A 20,789-nucleotide genomic window follows, 5' to 3' on the forward strand; every position below is an offset into this window, starting at 1 on the left:
CTTGACAGGGCGGGGGCGGAGCCCGAGACAACCACGACGATCGAACGGGGAGGGGCCGCCCAGACTGCGGCCGCAGACTTGGCCGAACCAGCCGCCGCCAACGAGGACGCCTACGCCGCCGTCATGGCAAAGGTCGAGACCGTCGCCGGACGGCTCGCCGAGCTGAAGTCCGCCCGCGCGGCGGCCCACCAGGCCCAGGTGCGCGAGGCGCTGACCCGCAGCGAGCTTACGCTCGCGCTCACCGAGGCCCTCGCCGGCCGGGCCGACCTCGAGCGCCGCCTGCGCCGTCAGGCCGCCCTGCGACTGGCGGAGCGCAGCCGCCCGAGCCGCCGCCGGCACAACCGCCTGTCCAAGACCCTCGACCGCGTCCTGGTGCGTCTGGGCTCGTTCGGCCAGGCTGCGGTGATCGCCCGCTCGGGACTCTGGCGCGGGACCGGCCGCGCCGCCTTCGACTTCCGGCACATGGCCGCCTACGCCCGCCGCCGGGGCGACGCGACCGTCGTTCCGCCGGCGGCCATCGACCAGGCCTGGTACCTGGCGACCTACGCCGACGTGAGCGCCTCGAAGATGGCGCCGCTGGTCCACTACCTCGTCGCGGGCGCCGCCGAGGGCCGTGCCCCCCACCCGCTGTTCGACGCGGCCTGGTACGCCCGGGAGAACGCCGCGGCGCTGGCGGCCACGGGGGTCTCGCCGCTGGAGCACTTCATCCGCGAAGGCGCGGCGCAGGGCCGTAGCCCCCACCCGCTGTTCGACGTCGTCCACTACGTGGCCCAGGGGCCCGATCTCGCCCCCGGCGAAGATCCGGTGACCCACTATCTGCGCGCCGGCTGGAGCGAAGGGCTCTCGCCGCACCCGTTGTTCGATCCGGCCTGGTATCGCCGCCAGGCGCCGCGCAACCTCGCCGTGGCCCCGCTGGTCCACTACCTCGCCGGCGGCTGGCGCGACGGGCTCTCGCCGCACCCGCTGTTCGACCCGGCCTGGTACCTGGAGCGGTACGCCGATATCGCCGCGACGGGCGCCGAGCCCCTGACCCACTTCGTCATGGGCGGCGGCGCGGAGGGGCGCAGCCCCGGTCCTTGGTTCGACAGCGCCCATTACGTCGCCGTGCGCGGCGAAGCCCTGGCGCCGGGCGTCAATCCGCTGGTCGACTATCTGCAGGGCGGCGCCTGGGCCGTGGGCGAGCCCCGGCCGGGCTTTCCGACGGCCGCCTACCTGGCCGCCACCCCCGAGCTGGTTCGCGCCGGCCTCACGCCGCTGGAACACTGGGCAGGCCGGGGGCCGCGCTGACGCCCAGGGCCTTCAGCCCCTGCCAGATCGAGGCATAGTAGTCGCGACCATAGTGGAACGGGCTCAGGCCCCACTGGTGCGTCTCGTCGGCCACCCGGGCCTTCGGCGCCTCGACCACGCTCATGGGCGGCATCAGCCCCATGAACGCCGCCTCGTAGCGGGCGAGGAGGGCGTTGTGGACGCCGATGTCCGCAGGCTCCCCCGGCAGCACCTCCACGTCGGCGAGCGGCCGTCTGCTTCCGTCGGCCGCCTGCCGCTCTTCCGCCCACCGGGCGCTGTGCAGGATCAGCCGCGCCTCGCGCAGCGGGGTGGCGCGCACCAGGGCGGCGAACTCCGCCGCGCCGTCCAGCCAAAGCTGCTCGCAGCCCGCCGAGGTGCGGGGAATCCGCCGCGCGCCGCGAAACGCCCGCTGCGCCAGATAGCCGCTGGCCTCCAGCTCCCAGCTGCGCGTGGCGAGCGCCCCGCCTACGGACAGCAGGTCGAACCGCTCGTCGATGAAGTCGAAGATCAGGTGGGTCGGCCGGAAGGCGACGAGCCTGGCCAGGGCGGTCTTCGTCAGGTCCGCCACCAGCGCCCGGTGCTGGTGCTGCCGCAGCCCGCCAGGCGGCGTCGGCGCCGGGCGGAAGCCTGCGACCGGGGCGGAGAACAGGCTGGGCAGGCTGGTCCGGGAGACGTAGAGAACGCCCTCCAGGGCCTCGCCGCGCACCGGCCACAGGTCGCGCGTGATGCAGCTCCCGACGATGGCGACGCGCGACATGCCCTCTCCCTGACCGTGCCGGGCCCTTCTAGCACGGCGCCGGGCCGCGCCATTGACATATGCGGGGGCGGCAAGCATCTCTCCGCCCGCTCCGGGCGTTCCGGGCGAGAAGCGGACCCCGCTCGCCGGCGGGCATTCCGCGTTCACCCCAATTAAGCCACCTTTGGGATATCTTGGGCGGCACGAACGGACGGCGCGGCGCGGCATGAAGATCTTCACGTTCCTGAGGGACCTCCCCGACAACGTGCTGAGTCACGCCCTGAAGGAAGGCAAGAACCCGTTCCTCGTGGCGGCGACCTTCTCCTTCTTCTCCAACGTCCTCTACCTGGCGCTGCCGCTATACACCTTCCAGATCTACGGCCGGGTGCTGGCCAGCCAGAGCCAGGCGACGCTGTGGGGGCTGACGCTCGTCACCCTCTTCGTCTTCGCCGTCTCCAGCGCGATCGACGACTTCCGCGCCCGCATCCTGATCAACTACGGCATGGTGCTCGACCAGCGCGTGTCGGGCCGCCTGTTCTGGGGCCTGTTCGAAGCCGCCGTCCGCGGCGAGCCCAGCGCCCGCTCGCAGGCGCTCCGCGATCTCGACACCTTCCGCCAGACCCTCACCGGCATCGGGGCGGCGGCGTTCTTCGACGTGCCCTGGATCCCGGTGTTCCTGGGCGTGCTGTTCATCATCGATCCGCTGGTCGGCGTCGTGACGACGGCCGGCGCGGTCCTGCTGCTCATCCTGGCCCTGATGCAGGAGCGGGCCACCCGCCCGCCGATGCGCGAGGCCACCGATGCGGCGCTGAAGAGCTACGCCTTCACCGAGGCTGCGCTGCGCAACGGCGAGGTGGTGCGCGCCATGGGCATGCTGCCGACGCTCGGCCGCGCCTGGGCGGGTCACCGGGCGGTGACCATCGAGCGCGGCGCCGTCGCCGCCGAGCAGTCCAACATGTACACCGACATCATCAAGTCGGTGCGCATGGGCATCCAGGTGCTGATCATCGCCATCGGGGCCTACCTGATCCTGAAGGGCGAGATCCATTCGGGCATGCTGTTCGCCAACATGATCCTGGCGAGCCGCGCCCTGCAGCCGATCGAGAAGATCGTCGGCGCCTGGGAGCCGCTGAACAACATGGTCCGGGCCCACGAGCGGCTGAACCAGCTGTTGTCGCGCGCCGAGCCGCCGGCCGCGGCGACCTCGCTGCCCCGGCCGACCGGCAAGCTGTCGGTGGAGGCAGTCAACTTCGCGCCGATGGGGGCCAACAAGCTGGTCCTGGGCAACATCAACTTCGGGCTGGAGCCCGGCGAGGTGCTAGGCGTCATCGGCCCCTCCGGCGCCGGCAAGTCGACGCTCGCCCGCCTGCTGGTCGGCATCTGGAAGCCAATCAACGGCGCCGTGCGCCTCGACGGCGCCGATGTCTTCACCTGGGAGCGCGCCGATTTCGGCCGCCACGTGGGCTACCTGCCGCAGGACACGGAGCTGTTCGCCGGGACCATCCGGGACAACATCGCCCGCTTCCGCGACGACGTCACCGACGAGGAGGTGGTCCGCGCGGCCCAGCTCGCCGGCGTCCACGAGCTGATCCTGCGCATGGGCAAGGGCTACGACACCGAGGTGGGCGAAGGCGGGGTGATCCTGTCCGCCGGCCAGCGTCAGCGCGTCGGCCTCGCCCGGGCCATGCTGGGCGACCCGGCCTTCATCGTGCTCGACGAGCCGAACGCGAGCCTCGACGCCGAGGGGGAGGACGCCCTGATGCGCGCCATCGACGTCATGAAGGCCAACAAGGCGACGGTGGTGATCATCTCCCACAAGCCGGGCATCTTCCGGGCCGCCGACAAGATGCTGGTGCTGCGTGACGGCCGCGTCGAGCTGTTCGGGCCGCGCGACCAGGTGATGACGCGGCTGATGAAGCCCGCCGGCGAGGTGCGCGCCGTGGAGGCCGGTCGATGAAGCTCGATATCGGACCCGTTCGCTCGACCTACGTCCAGCCGACCTTCGGCGGAGACGACCACAAGCGTCCCATGGACCCGGAGATGAAGCGGCGCCTGCGCCGGCCGATGCTCGTGGGCGCCGGCGTGATCGGGGTGCTGGTCGTCGGTCTGGGGGCCTGGGCCTCGGTCACCGAGCTGCCGATCGCGGTCACCGCCGCGGGCGAGGTGCGCGTGGAGTCCAACCGCAAGACCCTGCGTCACAAGGAAGGCGGCGTGGTCCGCCAGATCCTCGTGAAGGAGGGGCAGCGGGTCCGCGGCGGTCAGCCGCTGATCACCTTCAACGATGTGGAGGCGCGCGCCGCCTACGACGTCTACCAGAACCAGTACGACAGCCTGCTGGCCCAGAACGCCCGCTTCACGGCCGAGGCGACGAACCGCTCGGCCATGCAGTTTCCCGCCGAGCTCACCGCGCGGACCGCGGACCCGCGGGTGGCCAGCCTGATCCGGGACCAGGAGTTCCTCTTCACCACCCGCCTCCAGGCGTTCCAGAGCCAGTCGGCGATCCTGCAGCAGCGCCTCGAGCAGCTCGAGAGCCAGATCCAGGGGCTGCAGGCCCAGGTCGCCTCCATCGAGGAGCAGAAGCGCCTCACCGAGGAAGAGCTGCGCGGCTACCGGACCCTGAACGAGAAGGGCTACGCGCCGAAGACCCTGATCCTGCGCTACGAGCGGAGCCTCGCGGAGCTGAACGGGCGGCGTGGCCAGCTCGGCGCCGACATCGCCCGCATGCGGCAGGCCATGGGCGAGACCCGCATCCAGCTCGTCAGCCTGCGCAACGAGCGCGCCAGCCAGGCCGCCGAGGGCATGCGCGAGACCCAGACGCGGGTCGCCGACGTGCTGCCGCGCCTGACCGCCGCCAAGCAGGCCCTCGAAGCGACCGTGGTGCGCTCGCCCGTCGACGGCTACGTATTCAACCTGACCCAGTTCACCGTCGGCGGCGTCACCGCGCCCGGCGAGGTGCTGATGGACGTGGTTCCGGCCAACGCCCCGATGATGGTCAGCGCCATGATCCGGCCGGAGGACGTGGACAACGTGCGCGTCGGCATGGACGCCCGCGTGCGGCTCTCCGGCCTCAACCAGCGCTGGCACGATCCGCTGCCCGCCAAGGTCGCGGTGGTTTCCGCCGACCGCATCAACAACGAGCGGACGGGCGTGTCCTTCTACCGGGTGGACCTGCGAATCGAGCCGAAGGACCTGGCCCAGCTGAAAGGCGCCGAACTGCAGCCCGGCATGCCCGCGCAGGCGTCCATCGTGACCGGTGAACGAACGGTTATGGGCTTCCTGATTTCGCCGATCACGGACACTTTCCAGGACGCCTTCCGCGAGGAGTAGTGGCGCCTGCGCGACACTCCGTTCACCTCGGTCCGGCCGGCCTTTTTCGTGTTGCGCATTTGGCGCGCTTCCGATACGTCTTCCCTCGGGCTCGTTTAACCTTCGCCGCAGCCATGCTGTGGCGCTTGGGGTAATGGACCGCTGGGACTGCTCCATCGGGGATGGGGGTCAGGCGTGCCGGGGGTCCGTGTGACACAGACTGGAGAGATCTATGGCGACTTATTTCTTTGAGACGATCACGGCGGATCAGGCCGCGACCTTCACCACGACGGACACCCTGGTGTTCACGACGTCGGGTGAAACGGCGCGGACCACGGCCGTGATCTTCAACGCGGCGACGCCGACTCAGACGGCGACCGTGACGATTGTTTCGGGCCTGACGGGCCGCGCGGTGACCTTCGGCACCGGCATCATGGGCGAAACCGGCACCGTGTTCCCGGACGCCTCGACGCTCGGCATCGGCACCACCGGCAACGACAGCATCACCGAAGCCGTGGCTAACACCACGGACGGCCTGTACGGCGGCGACGGCAACGACAGCCTCGTCGGCGGCGGCGGTGCGGACCTGGTTCAAGGCAACCAAGGCAACGACACCCTGACGGGCAACGCTGGCTCCGACACGGTCTACGGCGGCCAAGGCAACGACACCATCGACGTCGGCGCCGACGCTTCGGCCACGAACTTCGCCCAGGGCAACCTCGGCAACGACACCATCACCGCGACGGGCGGCACCGGCTCGAACTCGATGTACGGCGGTCAAGGCACCGACAGCATCGTGGGCGGCGCTGGCCGTGACTTCCTGAACGGCAACCTCGCCGACGACACGATCTCGGGCGGTGGCGGCAACGACACCATCCTGGGCGAAGCCGGCAACGACTCGCTGTCGAACGCCTCGGGTTCGAACTCGATCGACGGCGCGGCCGGCAACGACACCATCACGGTGCAGGGCGGCACGGGCTCCAGCACCGCGACCGGCGGCGACGGCAACGACCTGATCACCTTCGCGGGTGGCGGCGCGGGCACCGTCCAGTACGGTCAAGGCAACGCCGGCAACGACACGCTGACCTCTTCCAGCGCTGGCGTTGACTCCCTCTACGGCGGCCAAGGTGACGACTCGATCACCTCGACCGGCGCTGGCGCCGACTTCCTGATCGGCAACCTGGGCAACGACTCCATCACCTCGACCACGGGCAACGACACGATCCGCGGCGAAGATGGCGACGACAGCATCAGCGACACCGGCGGCGTCAACAACATCGACGGCGGTGCGGGCAACGACACCATCGACCTCGGCGGTACGGGCAACCAGACCATCGTGCTCGGCGACGGTTCGGACACCCTGACCTCGGCGACGACCGGCAACGTGACGCTCAACGGCGGCGCCGGCGGCGACCGCGTGACCACCGCGGGCGGCAACGACAACCTGACCGGTGAAGCTGGCAACGACAGCTTCAGCTCCGGCGCGGGCGACGACGCCATCTTCGGCGGCGACGGCAACGACAGCGTCACGGCGGGCGCGGGCTTCGACACCGTGCAAGGTGGTGAAGGCAACGACACCATCGACCTCGGCGCCGATGACGACAACGCCGAAGCCGGTGGCGGCGCCGACACCGTGACGGGTCTGGCTGGTGACGACACCATCAACGGCGGCGCTGGCAACGACAGCATCGTCGGCGGTGCGGACACCGACTTCCTGTTCGGTGGCGACGGCAACGACACCTTCGCCTTCAACCCGCTCGACTCCGGCACGACCGCCGGGTCGCTCGACCAGATCCGTGACTGGCAGTCGGTCGACGTCCTCGACTTCGCCACCGCCGGCACGAACACCAACTACCTCGAAGCCTCGGCTTCGACGTACGACGCGGCTCTGTCCATCGCCAACGCGCAGATGGCCGGTGGCGTGGTCGACTACATGGCCATCCAGATCGGTGGTGATGTGGTGGTGTTCGCCGACAACGGCGGCACGGCCAACGTGGCCGACGACGCGGTGGTTCTGGTGGGTCGCTCGCTGACCGACCTGGCCGACGACGGCTCGAACATCATCTAAGCCACGGCTTAGGCCAAAGCTTGAGGGCCGCCCTTCGGGGCGGCCCTTTTCTTTTGCGCTGGCCCTGTCGCGCCGCTTAGAACGCGGGCGCATGTCCAACGCGGCGATCTACCTCCACCCCAACGGCTTCGATACGACGGGCGCGACCCTCCTCGGCCGCCACTCGGCCGGCGAGAGCTTCCTGCGCGGCTTCCTGCGCCACGCCGACGTCGACCGCTTCCACCTCTGGAACGTGGCCTACCGCCCACAGGCCGAGCTCGACGCCCTGGTCGAGCGCATCCACCGGCCGGAGAAGCCGGTCAACTGGATTGCAGCCCATGACCGCCCGGGCCTGCGGGCCGCCGGGGTGCTCAACATCCCCGGGCCCGACCTCGGCGTGGAGGCCTGGCACCGCCGGCCGTTCGGCGCCCACAGCTATTCGCTCTGCGGGATCACCCACACCACCGCCACCGCCAACGTCATGCGGATCCTGCCGGACCTGCTGATCGCGCCGACCGAGGACTACGACGCCCTGATCTGCACCTCGGCGGCGGTGCGCGACAGCGTCGAGACGCAGCTCGAGCAGGTGCGCGAGTACCTCGCCGCCGAGCGCGGCCCGCGCAAGCGAGGCGAGCCGCAGCGGGTGACCATCCCGCTGGGCGTCAACGCGGACGACTTCCGGATCGCACCCGAACACCGCAAGGCCTGGCGCGAGCGGCTCGACATCCCCGAAGACGCCGTGGTGGCCCTCTACGTCGGCCGCTTCAACGTCCGCGGGAAGATGAACCCCGCGCTGATGGCGCTCGCCCTGGAGAAGGCCGCGAAGGCCACCGGCAAGCCGATCTACTGGGTCAACTCCGGCTGGGGCGAGACGCCTGAAGCCGAGGCCCACTACCACGAGCAGACACGCGCCCTCTGTCCCACCGTCCACTATCGAAACGTCGATGGCCGTCCGCCTGACGTGCGCTTCTCCATCTGGTCGGTGGCCGACTTCTTCATCAGCTTCTCGGACAACATCCAGGAGACCTTCGGCCTCACGCCGATCGAGGCCATGGCCGCGGGCCTGCCCTGCGTCGTCACCGACTGGAACGGCTACAAGGACACCGTCCGTCACGGCCAGGACGGCTTCCGCATCGCCACCACCGCCCCGCCGGCCGGCGATGGCGGAGACCTGGCCTACTGGTATTCGAACAGCTGGCTCAGCTACGACAATTACGTCGGCGCCGCGGCGCAGTTCACGGCCATGGACTACGAAGAGGCGGCCGCCTCCATCTCGATCCTCGTGCAGAACGCCGACTATCGCCGCCGGCTCGGGGAACAGGCGCGGCTGCGGGCCCGCGAGGTCTTCGACTGGTCGGCCATCATACCGCAGTACCAGGCGCTCTGGGCGGAGCTGAACGCACGTCGCGCCGCCGCCGCGCCGCAGCCGGAGGTCCGGGACAACCCCTTCCGGCCGGATCCTTTCACCCTCTTCAAGTCCTACCCCACGAACCACCTCTCCCGGGCCTACGAGGTGGCGCTGGCGCCCGGCATGGACTGGCCGACGGCCCGCGCCCTGCTGGAGGGCCCGCTGGCCGCGTACAGCCGCTTCAACCGGCCCAATCTCCAGGAGGCGGAAATCATCGTCGCCTGGCTCGCCGACCGGCCGAAGGCGACCGTCGCGGAGCTCCTGCAGGCGGTGGTGCATCCCGGCCGCCGTTCGCTGATCGGTCGCGGTCTGCTCTGGCTGGCGCGCTACGGCGTGCTGACGCTGAAGCCGCCGGCGGCCCAGACCAGGGCTTGAGGCGCGGAGCCACCCCAGAAACGCAACGGCCGGACGGCGGACCTTTCGATCCACCGCCCGGCCAAAGCGACACAGCCATGGAGAGCTAGGCTGACGGAGAACTATACCGCAAAGCGCTACCGCACGAAAGCAAATCCCTGATCACGTGTCAGTCAACTTGGCCGTAGCGAGCCGGGCCGAACCGGTTGCCGCCGTGCCCGCCAGCCCCTACACGAGCCCATCGTAGGAGGCGCCGCGTGGTCGACATCACACTGACGAACGTGTCCGTGGGGCAGGGCCTCGCGCTCGCCGACGGCCTGATGTTGACCCAGCACTTCCACGCTGCGCTGCTGCTCTACCGGAAGATCCTGCCGGAAGCCCGAGGCGACCAGCGGCGGGCCATCCTCAACCGCATCGTCCTGGCGAGCCAGCCGACGCCGCGCACCGCGGCGGCCTTCGCGACCCTCCAGCAGCTCGAGCGCAGCACCCGCGACGTGTTCCTCGGCGACGGCATCGCCACCTGGCTGAAGACCACGCCCTTCCTCGACGACGACCGCTTCATGGCCCTGGCGGACAAGCACGCCAAGCTGATCCCCATCGCCGGACTGCACTGGAATCTCGCCACCGTGCTCTGGGCGGTCAAGCGGGCGGAGCGGCTGGACGGCGATCTCATGGAACTCGGTGTGTTCCGTGGCCACACGACGCTGTTCGTCGCCGAATACCTCGGCTTCGCCGAATGGCCGCGGAAATGGTTCCTCTACGACACGTTCGAGGGTGTGCCGGACGACCAGCTGGACGAGGGGTGGGGCGAGCGCAACGAGCGCGCCTACAAGGACACCTTCTCCTACGACGAGGTGGCCGAGCGCTTCCGCCCCTTTCCCAACATCGTGCTGACCAAGGGGCGCGTGCCGGAGATCCTGGACGAGGTCTGCCCCGAGCGGATCGCCTTCCTGCACATGGACCTCAACAACAGCCAGGCGGAGATCGCCGCCCTCGACCGGCTCTACGACCGCATCGTCCCCGGCGGCGTGATCGTCTTCGACGACTATGGCTGGGCCGCGGCACGCACCCAGTACGAGGCCGAGCGCGCCTGGTTCGCCAAGCGCGGCCTGGAGATCCTGCTGCTGCCCACCGGTCAGGGCCTGTTCGTCAAGCCGGAGCGCTAGGCCTAGAGCCGCACCGAATAGGTCTGCTCGGCGACAACCTGCCCCCCGCGCAGGATCCGCACCCGGGCGGCATAGGCGCCGGCAGGCCAGCCCTGCGCCGGCCGCTTCTTGCCGATGAACATCAGGTACTGCGCCTTGTCGCGGTCCAGCGGTCCCTGGGTGTCCTTGGCGAGCACCTGGCCGTCCGGCGCCTGCAGTGTCAGCTCGATCTGATCGCCGCCCTCCAGGCTGATGGCCCGCACATAGGGCACGAGCCAGGGCGCGTCCGCCGTCGGCGGCGCCACGCCCCCCGCCTCCACCGCCTCCATGGTCACGGGCCCGGGGGCGAAGCCGGCGTTGAGGACGGTCCCGGCGCGGTAGGCCAGGCGCTGGGCGGCCTCGGGCGTCCACATGGTCGACTGCGGCTGGCAGGCGGCGCCCGACGTGGGCTCGGGCGCGAACGGGTCCAGCATCCGGCCCGCGTGGCGCACGCCCAGGTGCAGGTGGGCGAACTCCGTCGCGCCCGAGAGGCCCACGCGGGCGATGGGCTGGCCCGCCGCCACGACGTCGCCCGCCTTCACGCGGATGCTGCCGTTGGCCAGGTGGCAGTACTGGGTCTCCCAGCCGTCGCCGTGGTCGATGGCCACCCCGTTGCCGCACTCGCGGCCCGCCACCGGCGGCGCCCCGGCGGTGCGGATGGAGATGTCGGGCGTGCCGTCCCTCAGCCGCGCCACGCGCCCGGCCGCCGCGGCGAGCACGTCCACCCCACGGGCCTGGGCCGCCATGTCGGGAATGCGGATGTCCACGCCGTCGTGTCCGTCGTAGGTCCGCCGTCCGCAGCGGTAGTCCTTCAGGCCCGCCGTGGGGTCATGGTCCACATGGTTCTGCACCTGGCAGGCCATCCCCTCCGGACAGGCGAGGGGGAAGACCAGCCGTGGCCCGGCTGCGGCGGCGAGGGGGGGCTGCGCGGGCGCAGGCTGCGCCGCGGCCGGCGCGGCGGCGCCCTGGCTTTCGGCCGGACGGGAACAGGCCGCGAGGGCGGTGAAGAGGAGCAGGGGGGCAAGGCGCATCAGACGATCCTTCCGCTCGGGCCCGTCGAAAATGTGGCTAGGCGTAATCCACGCCGGTCAGCTCCCGCAGGCGGGCCATGTCGCGCGCGTAGAGCCGGCGCAGAAAGGCGACGTCCTCCGCGGTGAGGGTGGAGGGATAGGCCATCTCGCGCCCGACGTGGACATCGCGCGGCCTCGGCGGCGGCCCCTCCGGCGCACCGATGAACGCCCGCACCTGGGACAGTATGGCTCCCGGGTCGGCCCGCAGGTCCTCCGCCTTCAGCACCAGAACCTGCTCGCGCGGGAAGAGCCCGAACAGCCGCTCCATCTGCTCGCCGTAGAACCCCCGCTCCACGTAGGAGAATTCCCGGTGATGACCCCACGGCTCGGCGTCGAACAGCCGCCGGCGGCCCTCGCGGACGCACCAGGCGAAGGGCTCCGTCTCCGCGCCGCGCGCATACTCCATCCGCCAGTGAGACCAGGCCCGCTGCACGGGGTCGCGCAGCAGGACGATCACCCTGACCGCGCGGTTGTAGGCGGCGATGCGCTCCAGGCTCCCCGGCCAGTACATGTAGATCGGCGTCGCCTCCCCGCACGGCCGCCCGTCGGGCGCATCGAAATGGCCGTGGTAGGCAGCGTAGTCGGGACGGCTCCAGTCCTGGCTCTCGTCGTCGAAGAAGTGGACTTCCTTGACCCGCGACAGGGCCACGCCCGGCTCGTCGGCCAGGTAGTCGAACAGCGCCGTCGTGCCGCCCTTCTGCGCGCCGACGATGATGAAGCCGACCTGGGGTTCCTGGTCCATGGCGACGTCAATTGCGCGTGGGGGCCCCTCAGGCAAGTCCCGGCGTCGCAGGGGCCTTCGCGCCCCGCGCCCGACGCGCTAAGAGGGGCTTCGATTCCGCGGGGGCGCTGCCCTGCAAGGGCTTAGGTCAAGATGAAGACGGTGATCCTGGCGGGCGGCCTCGGCACGCGCATTTCCGAAGAAAGCCACCTCAAGCCCAAGCCCATGATCGAGATCGGCGGCCGGCCGATCCTCTGGCACATCATGAAGCTGTACTCGCACTACGGCTTCAACGACTTCGTGGTCTGCCTAGGCTACAAGGGCTACGTGGTGAAGGAGTACTTCGCCAACTACGTGCTCCATAATGCCGACCTAACCGTCGACCTGGCGAAGGGCTCGATCGAATACCACGCCACCAACCACGAGCCCTGGCGCGTCACCCTGGTCGACACCGGCGAGGAGACCATGACCGGCGGCCGGCTGAAGCGCGTGGCGCCGTACCTTCCGAAGGACGAACCCTTCTTCCTCACCTACGGCGACGGGGTGGCCGACCTGGACCTGCGCGCGCTGGCCGACTTCCACCGGAGCCACGGCAAGGACGCCACGGTCACCGCGGTGATCCCGCCCGGCCGTTACGGCGCGCTGGAGATCCAGGACGGCCAGGTGCAGCGCTTCATCGAGAAGCCGCCCGGGGACAACGGCCTGATCAACGGCGGCTTCTTCGTCCTGCAGCCGGACGTCATCGACCGCATCGCCGGCGACCAGACCATCTGGGAGCAGGAGCCGCTGATGGGCCTGGCCCACGACGGGGAACTGATGGCCTTCAGCCACACCGGGTTCTGGGCCCCCATGGACACCCTTCGCGACAAGAACATCCTGGAAGGGCTCTGGGCCTCCGGCGAGGCGCCGTGGCGCAGGTAGATCCGGGCTTCTGGGCCGGCAAGCGCGTCCTGCTGACCGGCCACACCGGCTTTAAGGGCGCCTGGGCCGCCATCTGGCTCTCGCGGATGGGCGCCAAGGTCACCGGCCTGGCGCTGGACCCGGACCAGGAGCCCAGCCTGTTCGACCTGGCCGGCGTGAGCGACGTCGTGGACTCCCGCATCGCCGACCTGCGTGACCCCGCGGCGGTGGAGGCCGTGCTGGGCGAGACCCGCTTCGACCTGGTGCTGCACCTCGCGGCCCAGCCGATCGTGCGCACGGCGATCGAGGATCCGGTCGGCACCTTCGCCACCAACATCATGGGCACCGCCCACCTGCTGCAGGCGCTCCGCGCCCAGCCGGCGCTGCAGGCGGTGCTCGTGGTCACCTCCGACAAGGTCTACGCCAACGCCGAGACCGGCCGCGCCTTCGCCGAGGGCGACGCCCTGGGCGGCAAGGATCCCTATTCGGCTTCCAAGGCCGCCGCCGAGATCGTCACGGCGAGCTTCGCCCGCAGCTACTTCGACAAGGCCGGCGTGCCGGTGGCCACCGCCCGCGGCGGCAACGTCATCGGCGGCGGCGACTTCTCCCGCGACCGCCTGGTGGCCGACATCGTGCGCGCCGCCCGCGGCCAGGAGCAGGTGGTCCTGCGCCACCCCGAGGCGACCCGGCCCTGGCAGCACGTGCTGGACTGCGTGGCGGGCTACCTCGTCCACGCCCAGGCGCTGGCGACCCGGCCCGATGCGCCCCGGCAGCTCAATTTTGGCCCCCGCGCCGGCGGGCCAGAGGTCACGGTGGGCGAGCTCGCCACCCTCGGCTGCGAGGCGCTGGGCGCCCAGCCCTGGCGGCACGAGCCGGATCCCAACTCGCTGGAGGCCAGGTCGCTGGCCATCGACGCCACCCTCGCGCGTCAGGCGCTGGGCTTCGAGAGCCGGCTCGACGCGCCTGACGCGGTGGCGCTCACCATGGACTGGTACCGCCGTCAGGCGGACGGCGAGGACGCGCGGTCGCTTTGCGTCGAGCAGATCGAAGGGTACGTAGCGCGCCCATGACCTCGCCGCCGCCCTGCCGCTTCTGCGGCGCCCCGCTCACCCACACCTTCCTCGACCTCGGCCGCCAGCCGCTCGCCAACTCCAACCTGACGCGCGAGCAGCTCGCCGCCGGGACCGAGCAGGCCTGGCCGCTGCACGCCCGGGTCTGCGGCCGCTGTTTCCTGGTGCAGGTGGACGACGCCGTGCCGGCCGAGGCCATCTTCGACGCCGAGTACGCCTACTTCTCGTCCTTCTCTGCGAGCTGGGTGGCGCACGCGAAGCGATACGCCGAGGCCATGGCCGAGCGCTTCGACCTGGGGCCTGAGTCCCTCGTGGTCGAGGTGGCCAGCAACGACGGCTACCTGCTGCAGCACTTCGTGGCCATGGACATCCCGGTGCTGGGGGTGGAGCCCACCGCCAACACCGCCGAGGCCGCCCGCGCCCGCGGCGTCCGCACCGAGGTGGTGTTCTTCAACGCCCAGACGGCGCCGGAGCTGGCGGCCCGCTATGGCCGCGCCGACCTCATGGCGGCCAACAACGTGCTCGCGCACGTGCCGCGGATCGGCGAGTTCGCCGCCGGCTTCCGGCACATGCTGAAGGACGAGGGCGTCCTCACCTTCGAGTTCCCGCACCTCCTGAACCTGATCGAGCAGGTGCAGTTCGACACCATCTACCACGAGCACTTTTCCTACCTCTCGCTGCTGGCGGTGGAGCAGGTGCTGCGGGCCAACGGCCTGCGCCCCTTCGACGTGGAGCTCCTGCCGACGCATGGCGGGTCGCTCCGCCTGTTCGTCTGCCACCTGGCGTCGGGCCACGAGGAGACCGAGGCGCTGAAGGGCTTGCGCGCCCGGGAGGCGTCGGCGGGCCTCGACCGCATCGAGACCTACGGCGGCTTCACCCCGCGGGTGGAGGCGGTCCGCGACAGCTTCCGGGCCTTCCTCGCCAGGGCCAAGGCGGAGAGCAAGCGCATTGCCGCCTACGGCGCCGCGGCCAAGGGCAACACCTTCCTGAACTACTGCGGGGCCACCGCCGACGACATCGTGGCGGCCTTCGACGCCAATCCGGCCAAGCAGGACCGCTTCATGCCCGGCAGCCACATTCCGGTGCTGGCGCCGGACGCGGTGCGCGAGGTCCGGCCCGACTACGTCCTGATCCTGCCCTGGAACCTGAAGGACGAGATCATGGGCCAGCTCGGCTACATCCGGGAGTGGGGCGGCCGCTTCGTCACCGCCTCGCCGGAGACGCGGATCCTGCCCTGATGCGCTTCACCGAGACCGAGATCCCCGGCGTGGTCCTGGTGGAGGGCGAGCCCCGCTGGGACGAGCGCGGCAGCTTCCAGCGCCTGCACTGCCCCGATGAGTTCGCCGAGGCGGGCCACCCCTTCACGCCGGCTCAGACCAGCCTGTCGCACAACACCCGCGCCGCCACCCTGCGCGGCATGCACTACCAGCCCGCGCCGCACGGCGAGACCAAGCTGGTGCGCTGCGTTCGCGGCCGGATGTTCGACGTGGCTGTGGACCTACGGCCCGACAGCCCGACCCACCGGCGCTGGACGGCCGCGGAGCTCTCGGCGGAGAACGGACGGGCCCTGCTGATCCCGGAGGGCGTGGCCCACGGCTTCCTGACGCTCGAGCCGGACACTGACGTGCTCTACCAGATCAGTCCGATGTTCGAGCCCGGCCACGAGGCCGGCGTGCGCTGGGACGACCCGGCGTTCGGCATCGGCTGGCCGCGGCCGCCGGAGGTGATCTCCGCCCGCGACGCCGACTATCCCGACTACCAGGGCTAAAGCTCGGGGGCGCGATCTGCTAGGAAGCGCCCCAATCAAGGACAGGTAAGTTTCTATGGCTCAGGACAAGGCGCTCGAGGCGCTCTCCCGGATCGCGGAGCAGGACGACTGGCGCGACGCCTTCATCCGCCAGCTGATCGCCTTCGAGGGGCAGATCGAGGCGCCCGGCGTCGACGTGCGCGAGGAGCTCACCGGTCCGCTGGTGGACGCCCTGTTCGACGACGACCAGGTGGTGCGCAAGACGCTCTCGAACGGCGTCACCTTCGAGTTCCTGTACCGCTCGAAGATCGCCCGCGACTTCGTCATGTCGACACCGGAGAAGCCGGACCACGCCTGGGAGCCGATGACGAGCCGGATCCTTGTCGACATGGCCAGGCGCGCCAGCCAGGTGGTGATCGGCGGCGCATACTTCGGCGACCACGCGGTGCTGATCGCCCGGGAGATCGCCCCGCGCGGCGGCGTGGTGCACGCCTTCGAGCCGAACAGCCAGCAGCGCGCCATGCTGGCCCGCAACGCCGAGCTGAACGGCCTCACCAACATCACGCCCCGCCCGGAGGGTCTGTGGCACGACAGCTCCACGAACCTGAAGCTCGTGGGCTACGACAGCTTCGCGAGCGCGGAAGCTGCCGAGGAGGGGGCCGACGACAGCTTCCGGACCGTCACGATCGCCGACTACCTGAAGGCGGCGGGCGTCGACCGCCTGGACCTGATCGTGCTCGACATCGAAGGCGCGGAGCTGGGCGCGTTGCGGGGCGCCGAGCCGTTCCTGGCCAAGCCCGCGGGCGAGGCGCCGAACATCCTCTTCGAGGTGCACCGCCACTACGTGGACTGGACGAACGGCCTGCTGGACACCGACATCGCGCGCCTGCTCACCGGCCACGGCTACACGCTCTTCGCGCTGCGCGACTTCAACTCGAACTACGACCTGGCGGGCAAGCCGGTGGAACTGATCCCCGCGGACGCGGTCCACCTCGAGGGGCCGCCGCACGGCTTCAACATGGTGGCGGTGAAGGACGCGTCGATCTTCGACAATCCGGGCTACCGGATCGTCCGCGACGTCTCGCCGAAGTACCTGCGCCACAAGGACCCCAAGCTGCACCATCCCGTCGGGGGCCTCTGAGGCTTGGGCCGGCTCGCCACCATCGTCGGCGCCGGCGGCTTCGTGGGCCGGCGGCTGCAGGCGTGGCTGGAGGCCGAAGGGTGGGACGTCTCCGCGCCGGCGAAGGGCGATCCGCGCCTCTTCGAGCGCGACCTGGGCGTGGTCTTCTACTGCGCCGGCCTGACCGCCGACTACGACGCGCGGCCCTTCGACACCGTGGAAGCGCACGCCAGCCTGGTGAGCGAGATCGCCCGCGCCGGCCGCTTCGAGCGCCTGGTCTACCTCTCCTCGACCAGGCTCTACGACGGCCAGGCGAAGGCGGAGGTGGGCGAGGACGAGCCGCTGGTGTTCGACCCGAGCGACCCGCGCCGCGTCTACGACCTCTCCAAGGCGCTGGGGGAGAACATCACCCTGTGCCGCACCGGCGGCCGTGGCGCGGTGGCGCGGCTGGCCAACGTCTACGACTGGGAGCCGGGGGCTCCGGGGTTCCTGTCGGAATGGCTCATACGGGCGGCGTCGGAACGGGCGCTGCAGCTGCAGTCCAGCCCGCACGTGCGGCGGGACTACATCCACCTCGACGACGTCGTGGCGGCGCTGGCGGCCATGGGCGGCGGAGAGCCGGCGGGGATCGTCAACGTGGCGAGCGGCGAGCTGGTCTCGAACGGCGAGATCGCGGAGGTCTTCGGCCAGGCGGGGTGGGAGGTGGCGTTCACCGGGGATGCGGATCCGCCGCCGCCGCCTAACGCGCGGGCCGACAGGCTGAGGGCGCTTGGCGTGGAGCCGCGGCCGGTGAAGGATGTGGTGCGGGGCTATCTGGAGGGGCTGAAGGCGTGAAGCTGGTCGACCACAGCCGCGAGAGCCTGATCGAGTACACGGTGCGCCAGAGCATGGCCGTGGTCCCCGACGGGCGGGAGGATGCGTTCCGGGGGGCGATCGACGTCCACATGGATGAGGCGCTGGAGCGGCTTGGGCGGTGCATCGACGCCTGCGCCCCGTGGCGGGCCGGGCAGTTCAATGTGCTGCAGTCCTCGCAGCACTGTATCTATTTGTATTTGCTCAGCAATACGATCTGGAAGCGGTCGGGGGACACCGCCGCGGCGACGCGGCTGTTCCTGATGAACAAGGCCTTCAACGGCATCGACCTGTTCTACGAGATCGCCATGCCGGAGGTGTTCTACATCGGCCACAGCGTGGGCATCGTGCTCGCCAAGGCGACCTACGGCAACTACCTGGTGCTCTACCAGAACTCGACGGTGGGGCGGCACAAGGACCAGATCCCGGTGATCGGCGACCGGGTGGTGCTCTATCCCAATACGGCGGTCATCGGTCGCTCGGTGGTCGAGAGCGACTGCGTGATCAGCCAGGGCACCAGCGTGATCAACAAGCGGGTCCCGGCCGGGCAGATGGCCTTCCGGGCGGCCGACGGCCTGGCGTTCAGCCCGAGGCCCGACGACCTGCTGCAGGAATACTTCCGGCTCTAGGCCGCCACCGCCTTGGCCACCATGTCGTAGAAGTCGCGGGCCCAGTCCTCGGTGCGGCCGAGGGGGCTCTGGCGGATGGTCTCGCGCAGGCCCTGCTTCAGCGCTCGCCGGCGCTCGGGGTCGCCGGCGAGCTTCAGCGCGGTGGCATGGAACTCCTCCGGCGAGCGGGCGCAGAGGTCGGCGAGGCCGACGTTGGAGAGGATCGAGTAGCTCAGCCGCTCGAAGAAGGCCTCGCCCACCAGACTGACCAGCGGGACCCCCATCCACAGCGATTCCGTGGTCGTGGTGCCGCCGGTGAGCGGGAACGGGTCCAGGGTGATGTCGATCTCGTTGTAGAACGGCATGTGCTTGCCGCGGGTGGTGTGGAAGAGCACGCGCTCCTCCGGCACGCCCTCGGCGGCGAACTCGGCCAAGATGTTGCGGCGGAAGCTCGCCGAGCCGCCCTCGGGGCGGACGAAGGCGAAGCGGGCGTCGGGGACGGCGGCGGTCACCCGGGCCCAGGCGCGCAGCACCTCGCGGCTGTACTTGTGCGGGTTGTTGGCCGTGCCGAAGGTGACGAAGCCGTTGCGGTCCTGCGGGATGGTCTCGGCCACCGGATGGACGTCGGAGAACACCGCCCGGCCGAGCGCCAGCCAGGTGTGCGGCATCATCAGCGGCTCCTCGACGAGGAGGTCCGGCATCTCCGGGCGGCAGTAGGGATCGCAGACCAGGTAGTCGATGGTGGAGAGGCCCGCCGAGTGCGGGTAGCCCAGCCAGCTCGCCTGGCGCACGGCCGGCTTGTAGGCCATCACCTCGAGCTTGTTCATATAGGTCGAGCCGCCGAGCTCGATCAGCATGTCGAGCTGGTCCTCGGCGATGGCCTGGGCGGCGTCGCGGAACGAGATGTCCGGCCACCAGCGGTAGGCGGTCACCTGCTGGGCGATGTAGCGCTGCAGCGGGTCTTCCTTACCCTGGTAGTAGGAGTAGCAGTAGACCTCGAACCGCTCCCGATCGACGTGGTCGAACAGCGGCAGGGCGAAGTAGCCGACGGGGTGCTGGCGCAGGTCCGAGGACATGAAGCCCAGCCGGATCTTGCCGTCTTTCGGGCGCGGCGGCGGCCGCTTGATCGGCTGGCTCTTGGTCAGGGCCTCGACGTTGCGGCCCCAGATCCGGTGCTGCTCGACGAGCTCCAGCCGGTCCTCGTGGGTCTTCACCCGGGCGAGCTGCTTGAGGAGCGCGGTGTGGCGGCCGCTCTCGGCCCAGCTCCGGCCGAGCGTCCTGAAGTCGCCCAGCCGCTCCATGTCGTCGAAGGCGCAGACGCGGATCAGCACCTCGTTGGCGATCTTGGTCGCGGAGGGGCCGAACTCGGCGCTCTGCTTCAGGGCGTCGCGGACGAGCTGGTAGGACTCCTCGATGTTGGCGCCCTCGTCGCCGACGCGCGTGCGCTCCAGGCTCTCGATCAGGGCCATGCGGTAGTCGAGCTTGCCCGGATCCAGCTCCACGGCCCGGCGCAGGTGAACGTTGGCGCGCGGCCGGTCGAAGTCACTGACCACGCCGCCCAGCTGATAGTGCAGCCAGGCCGCGTTCTCGAAGCGGGGCAGGAGGTCGAGCAGATAGGCCTCGGCGCGACGGAGCTCGCCGCCCCGCCGGATCACCACAGCGCGGGCCTCCAGCAGCCGCACGTTGTCGGGGTTGGCGGCGATGGCCCGGTCCATGACCTCCTCGGCCTCGCGGGCGCGGTGCTCCTCGTTGAGGGTGCCGATCCAGTCCATCCAGGCCTCGATCGCCGTCTTGTCGAGGGTGACCGCCTGGCGGAAGCGGACGATGGCCTGGTCGCGGCGGCCCTGGCGCAGCAGCGCCCGGCCCAGCTGGCGCTGCATCTCGGCGTCCCGGGGCGACTGGCGGACCAGGCGGGTGAACACCTGCTCGGCGCGGGCGTACTCGCCCATGTCCATCAGCACATTGCCGAGGTTGCTGTAGGGGGCGACGTTCTTCGGATTGAGCTTGATCGCCTGCTCCAGCGCGGCCACCGCGTCGGGGTAGCGCTTGAGCTGGCGCAGGATGACGCCGCGCACGTTCCAGACATCGAAATCCCGGGGGAAGCGTTGGGCCGCCTTCGCCGACCAGGCCTCGCCCTCGGCGAAGCGGCCGGCGCGATAGAGCTGCAGGGCGAGCACGCGATAGACCTGGACGCTGCGGGCCGGATCCTCGTCGATGGCGGCGACGAGATGGTCGATCGCCTCGGAGCCGCGCCCCGCCTTCAGGGCCGCCTCGGCCGCCGCCAACCTGTCGCTCATGCCGGACCTTCTGCGCTCGCCCGCGGGGCGGGCCGGAACGCCAGGAGGCATAAGCCGCAGCGGGCCCGATGGCTAGGGGCGG

General features: G+C 70.5%; 17 protein-coding genes. 13 read left to right on the top strand and 4 right to left on the bottom strand.

From position 1 onward, the window contains the following. Positions 1–78: 78 nt before the first annotated feature. Positions 79–1,287, top strand: a complete 1,209-nt coding sequence (locus VM685_RS09705; RefSeq protein ID WP_325459946.1) for a hypothetical protein — start codon at positions 79–81, stop codon at positions 1,285–1,287. Here the strand turns inward: VM685_RS09705 and VM685_RS09710 are convergent. Beyond that, positions 1,247–2,044, bottom strand: coding sequence for a DUF6270 domain-containing protein (locus VM685_RS09710; RefSeq protein ID WP_325459947.1), 798 nt, complete (start codon positions 2,042–2,044; stop codon positions 1,247–1,249). The two genes, VM685_RS09705 and VM685_RS09710, sit on opposite strands and share 41 nt — an antisense overlap. 205 nt (positions 2,045–2,249) lie before the next feature. On the opposite strand from VM685_RS09710, the gene VM685_RS09715 reads away from it, so the two are divergent. The 5 genes from VM685_RS09715 to VM685_RS09735 all read left to right on the top strand — a co-directional run bounded on the left by VM685_RS09715 (position 2,250) and on the right by VM685_RS09735 (position 10,304). After that, on the top strand, positions 2,250–3,980 hold the full coding sequence (locus tag VM685_RS09715; protein WP_325459948.1) for a type I secretion system permease/ATPase: 1,731 nt from the start codon (positions 2,250–2,252) through the stop codon (positions 3,978–3,980). Then, positions 3,977–5,350, top strand: coding sequence for an HlyD family type I secretion periplasmic adaptor subunit (locus VM685_RS09720; RefSeq protein WP_325459949.1), 1,374 nt, complete (start codon positions 3,977–3,979; stop codon positions 5,348–5,350). The genes VM685_RS09715 and VM685_RS09720 overlap by 4 nt, the downstream gene beginning before the upstream one ends. A 211-nt stretch (positions 5,351–5,561) precedes the next feature. Beyond that, positions 5,562–7,397: a calcium-binding protein gene (locus VM685_RS09725; protein WP_325459950.1), complete on the top strand. Its 1,836-nt coding sequence runs from the start codon at positions 5,562–5,564 to the stop codon at positions 7,395–7,397. Positions 7,398–7,488: 91 nt separating this feature from the next. Then, positions 7,489–9,159: a glycosyltransferase family 4 protein gene (locus VM685_RS09730; RefSeq protein WP_325459951.1), complete on the top strand. Its 1,671-nt coding sequence runs from the start codon at positions 7,489–7,491 to the stop codon at positions 9,157–9,159. A 236-nt stretch (positions 9,160–9,395) separates the two neighbouring features. After that, entirely contained in the window at positions 9,396–10,304 is a 909-nt protein-coding gene (locus tag VM685_RS09735; protein WP_325459952.1) for a TylF/MycF/NovP-related O-methyltransferase, read from the top strand. Positions 10,305–10,306: 2 nt separating this feature from the next. On the opposite strand, the gene VM685_RS09740 is transcribed toward VM685_RS09735, so the two are convergent. Further along, positions 10,307–11,353: a M23 family metallopeptidase gene (locus tag VM685_RS09740; protein WP_325459953.1), complete on the bottom strand. Its 1,047-nt coding sequence runs from the start codon at positions 11,351–11,353 to the stop codon at positions 10,307–10,309. Positions 11,354–11,390: 37 nt separating this feature from the next. Continuing rightward, positions 11,391–12,134: a sulfotransferase domain-containing protein gene (locus tag VM685_RS09745; protein ID WP_325459954.1), complete on the bottom strand. Its 744-nt coding sequence runs from the start codon at positions 12,132–12,134 to the stop codon at positions 11,391–11,393. 132 nt (positions 12,135–12,266) lie between these two features. Between VM685_RS09745 and rfbF the strand changes: the two genes are divergently transcribed. Genes rfbF through VM685_RS09780 form a run of 7 tightly spaced genes read left to right on the top strand, consistent with a single transcriptional unit; the run spans position 12,267 to position 18,431 of the window. After that, positions 12,267–13,034: a glucose-1-phosphate cytidylyltransferase gene (rfbF, locus tag VM685_RS09750; RefSeq protein ID WP_325459955.1), complete on the top strand. Its 768-nt coding sequence runs from the start codon at positions 12,267–12,269 to the stop codon at positions 13,032–13,034. After that, positions 13,022–14,083, top strand: coding sequence for a CDP-glucose 4,6-dehydratase (gene rfbG / locus VM685_RS09755; protein ID WP_325459956.1), 1,062 nt, complete (start codon positions 13,022–13,024; stop codon positions 14,081–14,083). Before rfbF ends, rfbG begins: the two co-directional genes overlap by 13 nt. Beyond that, on the top strand, positions 14,080–15,321 hold the full coding sequence (locus tag VM685_RS09760) for a class I SAM-dependent methyltransferase (RefSeq protein ID WP_325459957.1): 1,242 nt from the start codon (positions 14,080–14,082) through the stop codon (positions 15,319–15,321). The genes rfbG and VM685_RS09760 overlap by 4 nt, the downstream gene beginning before the upstream one ends. Further along, positions 15,321–15,851, top strand: a complete 531-nt coding sequence (locus VM685_RS09765) for a dTDP-4-dehydrorhamnose 3,5-epimerase family protein (protein ID WP_325459958.1) — start codon at positions 15,321–15,323, stop codon at positions 15,849–15,851. Before VM685_RS09760 ends, VM685_RS09765 begins: the two co-directional genes overlap by 1 nt. Before the next feature lie 55 nt (positions 15,852–15,906). Then, entirely contained in the window at positions 15,907–16,971 is a 1,065-nt protein-coding gene (locus VM685_RS09770; protein WP_325459959.1) for an FkbM family methyltransferase, read from the top strand. A 3-nt stretch (positions 16,972–16,974) separates the two neighbouring features. Further along, a complete protein-coding gene (locus VM685_RS09775) occupies positions 16,975–17,784 on the top strand; it encodes an SDR family oxidoreductase (protein WP_325459960.1) in 810 nt (269 codons plus the stop codon). After that, positions 17,781–18,431: a hypothetical protein gene (locus VM685_RS09780; RefSeq protein WP_325459961.1), complete on the top strand. Its 651-nt coding sequence runs from the start codon at positions 17,781–17,783 to the stop codon at positions 18,429–18,431. The genes VM685_RS09775 and VM685_RS09780 overlap by 4 nt, the downstream gene beginning before the upstream one ends. Here VM685_RS09780 and VM685_RS09785 read toward each other — a convergent pair. Next, positions 18,428–20,707 (bottom strand): tetratricopeptide repeat protein, encoded by a 2,280-nt coding sequence (locus VM685_RS09785; protein WP_325459962.1) that lies wholly within the window; start codon positions 20,705–20,707, stop codon positions 18,428–18,430. The two genes, VM685_RS09780 and VM685_RS09785, sit on opposite strands and share 4 nt — an antisense overlap. Positions 20,708–20,789 lie beyond the last annotated feature (82 nt).

The sequence above is a fragment of the Phenylobacterium sp. genome (assembly GCF_035539035.1).
Lineage (GTDB): Bacteria > Pseudomonadota > Alphaproteobacteria > Caulobacterales > Caulobacteraceae > Phenylobacterium.